The sequence below is a fragment of the Bacteroidia bacterium genome (assembly GCA_026932145.1).
Classification (GTDB): domain Bacteria; phylum Bacteroidota; class Bacteroidia; order J057; family JAIXKT01; genus JAIXKT01.
In genome coordinates this window covers 17,870-29,133 of the sequence record JAIXKT010000056.1, presented here as the reverse complement: position 1 = coordinate 29,133, position 11,264 = coordinate 17,870, and the positions used below count along the sequence as shown (strand labels likewise).

The following is an 11,264-nucleotide window of genomic DNA, read 5'->3' as shown; positions in this document are numbered from 1 at the left end:
GATGCTAAGTGTTTTTTATTGCTTCAAACATACCACTTTTAACAATTACTCCCCACAAATTAGGATTGACCCAAACAAAAACCCTTAATTGCTGAAACTTCTTCTATTCTCAATTAAGTTTAAACAACTTCATACAAAAAGTTTTAAAATTCAGACTTTTTTTATCTACTTTTAGCTATCTTTGCCTTTCAATAAAGAAGGGAAATTACTATTTTACACCTAATTAAAACTATTATTGATTTATTTTATTAGCAATATACAGATTGTTTAGATTGTAACAAACAATTTTAGTTAAAAATACGTACTAAGCAAAAAAATATGAAACAACGACTACTAAGTATTTTATTTCGGCTATGGTTAATCTTTGTTATTACTTCATTTTCAGCGTGTAATAACTCCAATAACGATAATAATACCGGTGAAAATGAAGATGAATATGTATCTGATAATCCGAATGATGACAAAGACACCATTAATGATAAAGATCCTTCGGATAATAAACTTATCAATATCCGAAATAAAGAAATTAAATTAACGAAACACGCCCAATGCCGGATGAAGTGCCGAAATATCAATATCGGAGATGTTAAAACGGTTCTAAAAAAAGGCAGACTAAATACTAAAAAATCTAAATTAACGGCGAACCCTCCGGTATATGCTCTTGAAGCGGCCTCTAATAACCGAAAAATCCGATTGGTTTTTGCAGATTATGCTAATTTTGTAAGAGTAATAACCGTTATCAATAGGGATCAAAAAAGAGATGCCCCTGAGTGCGCTGAATGTAAGAAAAAGTGAAAAATAAGATATATTGAAGAAATATACTGTTAGTAGTTTCAAAGGAGAGTTATCTTGATTAGGCATACCAAATTATTTTTTCGTAAGATATTTATTATATTCGGAGTATGCGTTATCTTGTTGATTACTACTGCGTTTGTGTTAGTCAGAGTACCTGCGGTACAAAATTTTCTGCTCCCCATCATCAGGCAATCAGTATCCCAAGCTATTGGCACTCCGGTTGAGGTTAAGCAGATAGCATTAGCGTTTCCGGATTATTTGGTTTTAGAGCAGGTCGTTATCAGAGACCAAAATAATGCGGCTATGATAGTAGCCAAAAGATTGTCTTTAAGCCTGATAGATTTTCCTTGGTATGAATGGCTTGATTCTAAGCAGTTAGTACGGAGCTTAGCTATTTCGCGGGTAGTTTTAGATGACGGCGAACTGCACCTTTATGAAAGGACGGCTGATAATCGTATCAATATTGATTTTTTATTTCGCTCAGATAGCCCCAAAGACACAACTCCGTCAAGGCCGGTGGCCTTAAACTTTCCCAATATAGCTATCCGAAATTTTACTTTTTCCTATACAGATTCCTTAGAGCCGCCCCGAAACTTAGTGCTAAGTTCAAGCCACATGAACTATTTTAATATTCAGGTAGATTCTGTGAATATTGACTTAGGCTTACAATTTAAAGCTGGTGAGTTTTTGAGCAGTAATATTAAGCAACTTTCTTTGCGCCAGCCTGCAACCTGTTTTCACATAGACTCATTCCGTACTCAATTTTATGCAGATTTTTCGCAAGGGATGCATCATTTTGCTCATATGCGCAAAACTTTTCCGGATGTATCATTTACCAAGCAGCCAAATATACATTTACACAACACAAGAATAAAATTAGGCAATTCTTTATTAAACTTTGACGCAGTTCTTTCAGATGAAAACCTAAAAGACTTATTTACCGGGCAAGATCCCAAAGATTATCGCATTCATTTCAGGGAGTCTTGGGTTGATTTTCACGAAATTAATCATTTTATACCCGTAGATTCAATTCCGCTGAAAGGGTTGGTGCAGTTTAAGGGAGATGTGTCTATGAATTTACATAAAATTCGCACCAAAAACCTTGAAATTCATTATGGGAAAGATACGTATCTGAACGCCGATGTTTCTATCAGAGACTTTTCCTCCCCAAATTTATACATAATAGCCGATTTATCAGATAGTTATGTGAGTAATCAAGATTTAATATCGCTATTACCTACGGTAACTTTTTCGGAAGTTGCCAACAATTTAGGGCGCACTAAAATTGATGCTCGTTTCAGTGGCTTTGTAAATGACTTTGTAGCAGACGGAAAATTTATTTCTCCATTAGGAGCGTTTGTTTCTAATATTAACCTAAAAATTCCGGCTAAAGAGCCAATCCAATACAAGGGTTGGTTAGAAACCAGCGACTTGAATCTGGATTCTTTGCTCGGTACTAAAAATATCTGCAACCGCCTAAACTTTAAAGGTTCGGTCAGCGGAAGTGGCTTTGACGAGAAAGCTAACCTTAAAGCAGACTTTTTCGCAACCCGCTCAAACTTCCGAAAACACAGCATAGACAGCATTGCCGGCTCCATTATCTTTGACCAAAAACTAATAACCGGAAACCTACTCGTAATAGACCACGAAGGCTCGTTTAACACACACTTAGAAATTGATTATAGACAACCTATCCCACACTACAAGCTGCTCGGCGACATCAACAAAGTTAATCTAAACCACTATGAACTCATTGCAGATAGCTTGCTGCTTACGTCTATCATTAACTTAGACTTATACGGAGACTCCTTAGATAAGCTAAATGGAGACCTCAAGTTTTTTAACTCAACACTGCTCAACACCCGAACAAAACAAGAATTTCTATTCAAAAATATCATTGTTCATACATTAGAAAACACCAAAGAACGCAAACAATTTGAACTTACCAGCGGCACTTTTAACATCAAACTAAATGGCCGCTTTACTTATGCCCACCTCTATAATCAAATACAGAATTTAATTACCGAAACAGAGTTGTTTTTACGAAACAACCCCGAAGAAATAGCCACATATTATGCCCAGAAAAAGCCATTGCAAGATTCCGTAGAGCTATTTATTGACGTAGAAGCCACCAAAGTGAATCAACTATTCACTTTTTTAAACACAAAATACAGCATCAAGCAGGGTTCTCATTTACAGGTATTTTTTAAAGTTTCTGATAAATATAAATTAGAATTGAACCTATTTTCTGATTCAATGGCAATAGCTGGAGTTGGTATAGAATACGCCCAGTTAGACCTTCGGATAGAAAAAGATATTTGGAAAAACTCATTTCAGGTAAGAAGCCACACTTCGGCAGATAAAGTAATGCCTGTGCCGGATTTGTCTTTTACCAATATTCAGCACCAATTACGGTGGGAAAATGAACATATCCGGTATCAATTAACCGCTCATCAGCCGGCACTTAAAAACGAATTTCGCCTAAATGGAGCCGCAGACTTTACACCACAAGGAATGTTTGCCGTATTAGATTCGGCTGATTCTTATGTAAAGGTCGGAACTTCTTGGTGGAGTTTTTCCCAAAATAATTTACTGACAATCAACAAGGGGAATCTACATCTAAGCGGCTTTTCCTTATCCTACCAAGACCAAAGAGTTTTTATTGACGGAGATATTCAGCCCAATATCAAAGATTATTTTCAGATTACCTTTCAAAATGTATCATTAGCTATTATAAACAAGATTTATCCGGTTGGCTTAGGAGTCTATGGTTCTGTTAATCTTGTAGTTACAATTCAGCAATTATTTTCAGATCCGTTGATTGTTTTTAACGGTCGGGTTAATCAGTTTCAATATGGGCGGCTTAAGTACGGTGATATTGTGGTGAAATCTGACTGGAATAATGTCCAAAATAGATTAGCACTTTCTTCATGGCTGCTGCGCCAGCAAGATACCTTGATTGGCCTATCCGGCTTCTACAACCCAAAATCCAACAACAATTCACTGGATTTTCAGCTTTCAACACATAACTTACCGCTAAAATTGGCACAGCCATTCATAGAAGAATATGTCTATGACCTGAATGGAAAAGTATTTATCAAAAGTTTGCACGTCGGCGGCACGCTTACAGACCCCAACATCGAAGGAAACGGAAATTTTTCAGGCGTAAACTTCGGATTAAATTATTTTAAAGCAAAATATCACTTTGACGGCCTCATTCAGTTTACCAAAAATGCGATAATTTTTCCGGAACTTATCCTGAAAGATTATCAAGGACATCAGGCAAAACTAAACGGATACATTTATCATTCCGGCTTAAAACGATTTAGACTTGATTTACAATTTAGTGAAATAAAGGACTTTACACTAATGAACACTACTGCTAAGGATAATGAGTTGTTTTATGGCCGCGCCATAATCCGTGAAGGCGTTGCCGCCTTAACCGGCACACCGGAACAATTAGAAATATTAGCAGATGTAGTGGCCGGAAAAGGCACTGAAATCAACATACCAATCAGTGAATATAACCAAGGAAGCCGCTTAGATTTCGTTTACTTTAAAGGATCAGTAAATGACTCCGCCTTAAAACAAAACCAAAAACGCCTAACCGGAATCAGCCTAAACCTATCCTTAGAAATAAATTCAGAATCTACGGTCAATATTATTTTTGACGAAAAAATCGGCGATGTAATCAAGGGAAAAGGAAACGGAGATATTACCTTAACACTCAACCGAGAGGGAGACTTCAATATGTTTGGGCAGTATGAAATAGAGCAAGGAGAATATCTCTTTACCGCCCAAAATGTTTTAATGAAAAAATTTGTGTTAGAGCCGGGAGGGTTGATAACATGGAACGGAAACCCCTACGATGCCCAGCTAAACATCAATGCTGAATATTGGGTAAATGCAAGCATTCAGCAATTAGACACTACCGTAAGTGCAGCTAATAAAATCCCCATAAAAGTAGCTATGCACATCCACGGATCATTATTTTCACCTCATATAGAACTAAGTATCTTAATGCCCAACCTAAACCAACAAGATACTTATAAACTTTTATCTATTCTAAAAAACATAGAAAATGATGCACAAGAGCTAAACCGTCAGGTTTTCAGCCTATTATTCTTTGGTAGATTTGCACCGACCAATAGTTTTTTTGGTGATGGTGGAGCCAAACAAGGTGTTTCATCCAGTTTATCAGAACTTATTTCCAGCCAGCTAAATAACTGGCTGGGGCAAGCCATGGATGAAAAAATCGGCTTAGCGATTACTTCATCTAATTTTAACGACTTAAACCTTGCCTTAAAGGCTCGCCTCTTTAATGACCGTGTGAGTGTTGAACGATACGGAGCTATCGTAAACTCCGCAAGCCGAGACCTAAGCGTAGGAAACATCAACATACTTATCCGAATACTCCCCAAATCAATGTCAGACTCTATAAACCCACAAAAAGGCAATACCGGAACCCTTGTTGTTGAAATCTTCACTCGAGAAAGTGTGGGGCTATCCAACGCAGTAGTATCTATAAACCGAGGCGTAGGTATTTTCTACAAAAAAGACTTTGACAAAATAGCCCAGCTATTCAGCACAAACCGAAAACGAAAAAAAAATCAACCAAAATTTACTGACTAACTTTATCGGATAGAAAACAAACACTTAATTCTTCGTGTTTTGGGAATCAAGAATTTCACTATTAAGTTGTGCATCAGCATCAATAATCTCATTATCAATGCCGGAAAGCGTATTTAGCTTAGCTAACTCATCTCGATTGATGATTTTTTCTAAGTTTGAAATACGCTTCTTTAACTTTTCATTTTCAAGGCTTACTTGGGCTATATCTCGCTTAATAACATCCAAATCTGCTGTTCCTACCCGGATTCCAGTATTCTTGGAAGCATTTATTTTATCTAACTCTAATTGCTTGTATTTTAGAAACTGCTTTCCTACAATCGCAACAATAGGTATTGAGAATATCAAAGTAACAGCAATTAGCCCAATAAAGTCATCCATAGCTTATACATTAGCAGTGCCCCAAAGTTAGTGAATTATCAAAACAATACTTCGGTAGTTTTCTATTATCCAATTCAATACACAACAAAAATATAATTTGGCTGTGGTTCAGAAAGTATGATGAAATTTTCAGCAATAAAAAGTAAGTCTATGCCGGAAGTCAAATTAAGGGTTACTTGCCCTCTTTGCCAAACCACAAAAATAGCTAAAAATAAATATAAATAACTCATTATGAGCCAGAAGCAGAAGATTTGTCAGGAAGGCTACTTGATTTTCCAAGAAAACCATGATACCATAATTGCAATCATGATTCACCAACGAAATCATAGCTTGCATACTTTTTGAACCACAAGCATATTTTCTTCTAAAATGTTTAACTTGCAAGCAAAAGACAATTTAATATTTTCATGAAAAGTCATTTTCATGCGCTAAGACGATAATATTCTTTTGCTAAATAAGATGACTTGCAAATATGTACAAATGGAACTACCTGAAATACAACCTATTCAAAATACTTTTAAGCCGGAAATACCGGAAAACAAAACCAAATTTTCGGATTATAGAGCTTTAAAAGTTCGCCGTGATTTTGCAATAACGCTAAGAAGACACATTAAAGATTTCCTGCTCATTGTCGCCGGTATTTTTTCGGCTTCATTTGGACTTAAAGGTTTTTTACTAACTAATAATTTTATTGATGGAGGTGTAACCGGTATCTCATTGTTGATTACAGCTTTAACAAAAATTCCACTTCAATATTTAGTAGCCGGTATTAATGTTCCGTTTATTATTTTGGCTTATACTATTATAGGTAAGCAATTTGCTATCAAAACGGCATTAGCCATAACCGGCCTTGCTCTCTGCCTTGCTACGGTAACTTTTCCCAACATTACGGATGATAATTTATTAGTGGCAGTATTCGGCGGCTCATTTTTGGGAGCTGGAATTGGCTTTGCGGTAAGAGGTGGAGCCGTTATTGACGGAACAGAAGTCTTAGCAATCTTCCTAAGCCGCAAATTAGGAGCTACCATAGGAGACATTATTGTGGCGATAAACGCAATTATTTTCTCGGCAGCAGCTTATTTTCTCTCTATTGAAATAGCAATGTATTCAATGATTACCTATTTAGCAGCCTCCAAAATGCTCGATTTTATCGTAGAAGGCATTGAAGAATACATTGGAGTTACCATCGTTTCTTCGTATAGTGAAGAAATAAGGCTCATGATAATCCAAAAAATGGAAAGAGGAGTTACTGTCTATAACGGAAAAAGAGGTTTCGGAAAACATGGCCACACCAATCAAATAGACATTGTGTTTTCGGTAATCACAAGACTTGAAGTAGGTAAACTCAATTCAGAAATCGAAAAAATTGATCCTGAGGCATTTGTGGTTATGAGTAGCGTTAAAGACACCACAGGCGGAATGATAAAAAAAAGGCCATATAAACATTAATACCATTTAGAGTAGCCTAAAAAATAGGTTAAATAAGATTATATTTTTCAAAATAATTATCTAATAATAAGACACTTAATGTTAAACTTTTTCTATTTGGCTAAGTTTGAACGGGAAAAGTTATCTTTGCAGGTTTTTTAGTAGAGATGAGTGGAGTAGTGGCATTAGTGGGCAGGCCGAATGTGGGGAAATCCACCTTATTTAACCGCTTAATAGAGCAGCAGCAGGCAATAGTTCATAACGAACCCGGAGTAACCCGAGATAGAAACTATGGAATCTGTGAATGGATAGGGTGCCGATTTACCGTAATTGATACCGGCGGTTATGTGCCGGATTCAAAAGATTTATTTGAATCCGCCATCCGAGAGCAGGTACAAATAGCACTTGTAGAAGCTGATTTAGTGCTATTTATGACAGATGCCAGTGTGGGTTTAACACCCTATGATACCGCTGTAGCTGATATATTACGGGAAAACCACAAAAATATCTTTCTGGTCGTTAATAAAGTAGATAATCAAAGCCGTTCCTTAGCAGCATCAGAGTTTTATGGACTTGGGCTAAGCACTTTTTTTGAAATTTCTGCAATCTCAGGATCCGGAACAGGCGACCTCTTAGATGCCGTTGTGGCTCATTTACCAAAGCAGGATACAGAAGAGGCCGAAACACAAACCAAAATCCCCAAAGTTGCCATCGTAGGAAAACCGAATGTCGGAAAATCAAGCCTCGTGAACGCCCTATTAGGATACCAAAATAATATCGTTACAAATATTCCGGGAACTACGCGAGATAGTATTTTCACTCACTACCAAGCATTTGGACAAGAAATAACCCTGATAGATACTGCCGGCCTCCGAAAAAAAGCCAAAGTACAAGAAAATATAGAGTTTTACTCAACCGTCAGAACTTTAAAAGCCATTGAACAGTGTGATGTCGCATTGGTAATGATTGATGCCACACAAGGCATTGAAAGGCAAGACCTAAACGTTATTAGGCACGTCGAAGAAAACCGTAAAGGAATAATTCTATTGGTGAATAAGTGGGATCTATTTCCAGATAAAGAGACCAAAACGGTGCAAAAATATTACCATGAACTGCAATATAAACTACAGCCGGCAACGCACATTCCGATTTTGTTTGTATCTGCTACCGAAAAACTACGCATCTTTCAAGCTATAAAAAAAGCCGTTGCAGTCTTTGAAAACCGAGATACCAGAATCCCTACCCGAAAACTCAACGATCTATTACTACCCATCATTGCCCAAAAACCCCCAGGATCACATCGCGGTAACGTAATTAAAATCAAATACATAACTCAAGTATCTGCTAAAAATCCAACGTTTATATTCTTTGCAAATTATCCCCAACAGGTTAAGGAAACCTATCGTAGATTTTTAGAAAACATCATCCGTGAAAACTTTGGATTTGAAGGCTTACCAATCACTGTTTTATTACGAGAAAAATAGGATAAAAACAGATATTGAATAATATAAGATGGAAACCGGCCAAATTAATTCAATAGATTGGAATGGATACTTTTAAACTTAAAGGGCTTCGGGAAAGGTTGATAAAATCACTTTCTGAAAGAGGAATAACTAACTCTTTGATACTAAGCACTATGAATAAAGTTTTGCGTCATCATTTTATTGATACTGCTTTATCTGAGCGAGCGTATGAAGATTTAGCACTGCCAATTGAGGATAGCCAAACAATTTCTCAACCATTTACAGTAGCTTATCAAACACAACTTTTGAATTTAAAAGCCAAAGACAAAGTATTAGAGATTGGAACGGGGTCTGGATACCAAACCGCAATTCTATGTGAATTGGGAGCACAGGTGTTTTCCATAGAACGAAGCCAAATTCTGCATAAACGCGCAAAACGTATTTTGGAGCAAGAAGGCTATCACCCTTTGCTGAAACTGGGAGACGGAACGCTGGGCTGGCCAAGCTATCAACCATATAATAAAATCTTAGTAACTGCCGGAGGGCCATATATCCCGCAAGAACTTCTAAACCAGTTAGTTACAGGAGGATTCTTAGTGATGCCGGTAGGTGATAAAAAGGGACAACGGATGGTTCGTATAACTAAAACAGGAGAGCAAAATTTTCAGGAAGAAAAACTTGACTACTTTAGCTTTGTGCCGCTTATCGGTAAAGATGGCTGGCAGCTATAGGGGATAAGTTATTTCTTAACTTTTTAGTGTGTAGTTAGTTACAGTTGTTTTTAGAGTTTATTGGGGTTGTTTTTCTCTAATTCAGCGATTATTTGCTGTTCTTGCTCTGTAAGGTTGGTTGGGATTAGGATATTTAGTTTGACGTATAAGTCTCCGGTTGCGTGGGTATTTTGGGCAGGCATTCCTTTTTCACGCAGTTTTATGGTAGTTCCGGGTTGTGTTCCGGGTTTAAGTGTTAATTTAATAGGTTGGTCGTTTAGATGTTTAAAGATAACTTCGCCGCCAAGTATTGCTTTGTAAGCAGAGATGTTTACTTGGGTATGCAGGTCATTTTTTTCTAAATGAAAGAGAGGGTGTTTTTCAATTACGATATTCAGGAAGAGGTCTCCGGCGGCGAGTCCAGGGCGGGCGGGCGCACCGTATCCTTTTAAGCGAAGAACTTGTCCGTTTTTAATACCGGGTTTTAAACGAAGCCGAATCCGTTTCTTTTTTTGCAACGTAATGATTTTTTCCCCACCTTGAAACGCATCTAAGAGGCTAATTTGGATTTTGGCTTCATAATCTCCGGAATTGGGTACGCGGCTACGAGAACTTTGTTTACGAGTAAATACCTGTTCAAAAAGGTGCTGATATTCATTAAAGCCACTAAATTCTGCCTGCGGCGGATAATCTTTCGCATATTTAGCATCGTAGTCTTTGCGCTTTTGTGGGTCGTTAAGTGTTTCGTAAGCCTGCGTTATCTGCTTAAAAAGTTCTTCTGATTGCGCATTGCCATTATTTTTATCCGGATGGTGTTGTTTCGCTAATGAATGATAAGCTGCTTTAATTTCTTCTAAAGTAGCTTTTTGGCTAACGCCTAATATTTTATAATAATCTTGGGAATTTATCATAAACTATCTGAGCCTAAGGTTTCATTATAGCCGGTATTTAACGGATTATTAGACTGCGTAAGCCAAAAACGCTGCCATATTTCCTGAATTTGAGGCCAATCGGCATCCCTGAGAATCACTACTTGATCATGATAATTTAGCTGAATACCCTCTTGAGTGCGCTGTGGACTTCCATACAATACCGGAAAAGCCTGCTGAGATTGGTCATAAACCAAATCATAAACAGATAGTATGCAAAACTGCTCATTTACAAAAAAGACTTCGGCATAATGCCGGCGCATAGAAACCCCTGCCAATACATTGGCTATCCCAAAGCTAATAATCCCCCCAAAAATACCTACTAAAACAAACTCCTTAGAGTAATTAATTAAGTATAACAGCACCAAAAACAGTAATAAAGTCAGCCAGCCATAATGCCTCATAGCATATTCTTGCCGAATACGAAAAGCATTACGCACCTTTGGATAAAAACGACTTTTATAGGAATGTAGCGACACAAAAATAGTTAAACTGTATTGGGCACTTATTAGTTTATTGAGAGTAACAAGCTATCAGCCCCCAAATCTACGTATTTTTAGGCACAAATAGCACCATTCAACAATGAAACCCAACACACCACAGATCAAGCTACGAAAATACATCGTTTGATACCGTTTTTTTACTGAAAATACTGGGCAAAATCAGGAGCTAAAAAAACGTATTTCCGTGCCCCAAAATAAATTTTCGGTTGTGATTCAGAAAACATGAAAGCTATAATTCTATTGGTGAGCATTATTGAAATCTGGGAATTATAGTTTTTTTTGACAAATATTTTGCTTCTAATTCGTAATGAGTTATTTATGGTGGGTTCTAAAAATTAGTTTTTTTATTTTTTCAGACACAAATTAGAACCCTTTTAAAATCTGGGTTGAAAAAGTAAGTAATTGTACAAATTATTTTTTTAATTC

General features: G+C 37.0%; 9 protein-coding genes. 5 read left to right on the top strand and 4 right to left on the bottom strand.

Annotated features, from left to right (window positions below; genetic code table 11):
• Positions 1-318 precede the first annotated feature (318 nt).
• Both LC115_13075 and LC115_13070 read left to right on the top strand, forming a co-directional pair.
• Positions 319-795 (top strand): DUF4258 domain-containing protein, encoded by a 477-nt coding sequence (locus tag LC115_13075; protein MCZ2357600.1) that lies wholly within the window; start codon positions 319-321, stop codon positions 793-795.
• Between the two features lie 138 nt (positions 796-933).
• On the top strand, positions 934-5,427 hold the full coding sequence (locus LC115_13070) for a translocation/assembly module TamB domain-containing protein (protein MCZ2357599.1): 4,494 nt from the start codon (positions 934-936) through the stop codon (positions 5,425-5,427).
• Positions 5,428-5,451: 24 nt separating this feature from the next.
• Here the strand turns inward: LC115_13070 and LC115_13065 are convergent, their stop codons facing one another.
• Complete coding sequence (locus tag LC115_13065; GenBank protein MCZ2357598.1) at positions 5,452-5,805, bottom strand: hypothetical protein; 354 nt, start codon at positions 5,803-5,805, stop codon at positions 5,452-5,454.
• Positions 5,806-5,879: 74 nt separating this feature from the next.
• A complete protein-coding gene (locus tag LC115_13060) occupies positions 5,880-6,035 on the bottom strand; it encodes a hypothetical protein (GenBank protein ID MCZ2357597.1) in 156 nt (51 codons plus the stop codon).
• Between the two features lie 250 nt (positions 6,036-6,285).
• Between LC115_13060 and LC115_13055 the strand changes: the two genes are divergently transcribed.
• From LC115_13055 to LC115_13045, 3 genes are all read left to right on the top strand, one after another.
• Positions 6,286-7,254: a YitT family protein gene (locus tag LC115_13055; GenBank protein MCZ2357596.1), complete on the top strand. Its 969-nt coding sequence runs from the start codon at positions 6,286-6,288 to the stop codon at positions 7,252-7,254.
• A gap of 146 nt (positions 7,255-7,400) precedes the next feature.
• Entirely contained in the window at positions 7,401-8,717 is a 1,317-nt protein-coding gene (der, locus tag LC115_13050) for a ribosome biogenesis GTPase Der (GenBank protein ID MCZ2357595.1), read from the top strand.
• Between the two features lie 62 nt (positions 8,718-8,779).
• Complete coding sequence (locus LC115_13045; GenBank protein MCZ2357594.1) at positions 8,780-9,427, top strand: protein-L-isoaspartate(D-aspartate) O-methyltransferase; 648 nt, start codon at positions 8,780-8,782, stop codon at positions 9,425-9,427.
• 50 nt (positions 9,428-9,477) lie between these two features.
• Here the strand turns inward: LC115_13045 and LC115_13040 are convergent, their stop codons facing one another.
• Positions 9,478-10,317 (bottom strand): J domain-containing protein, encoded by an 840-nt coding sequence (locus tag LC115_13040; GenBank protein MCZ2357593.1) that lies wholly within the window; start codon positions 10,315-10,317, stop codon positions 9,478-9,480.
• Positions 10,314-10,775: a hypothetical protein gene (locus LC115_13035; GenBank protein ID MCZ2357592.1), complete on the bottom strand. Its 462-nt coding sequence runs from the start codon at positions 10,773-10,775 to the stop codon at positions 10,314-10,316. Before LC115_13035 ends, LC115_13040 begins: the two co-directional genes overlap by 4 nt.
• Between the last annotated feature and the right edge of the window lie 489 nt (positions 10,776-11,264).

Excerpts from the sequence above, each read along its gene's own strand:
- LC115_13075 (MCZ2357600.1), top strand. The coding sequence starts at position 319 with ATGAAACAACGACTACTAAGTATTTTATTTCGGCTATGGTTAATCTTT.
- LC115_13065 (MCZ2357598.1), bottom strand. The coding sequence starts at position 5,805 with ATGGATGACTTTATTGGGCTAATTGCTGTTACTTTGATATTCTCAATA.
- LC115_13060 (MCZ2357597.1), bottom strand. The coding sequence starts at position 6,035 with ATGAGTTATTTATATTTATTTTTAGCTATTTTTGTGGTTTGGCAAAGA.
- LC115_13055 (MCZ2357596.1), top strand. The coding sequence starts at position 6,286 with ATGGAACTACCTGAAATACAACCTATTCAAAATACTTTTAAGCCGGAA.
- der (MCZ2357595.1), top strand. The coding sequence starts at position 7,401 with ATGAGTGGAGTAGTGGCATTAGTGGGCAGGCCGAATGTGGGGAAATCC.
- LC115_13045 (MCZ2357594.1), top strand. The coding sequence starts at position 8,780 with ATGGATACTTTTAAACTTAAAGGGCTTCGGGAAAGGTTGATAAAATCA.
- LC115_13040 (MCZ2357593.1), bottom strand. The coding sequence starts at position 10,317 with ATGATAAATTCCCAAGATTATTATAAAATATTAGGCGTTAGCCAAAAA.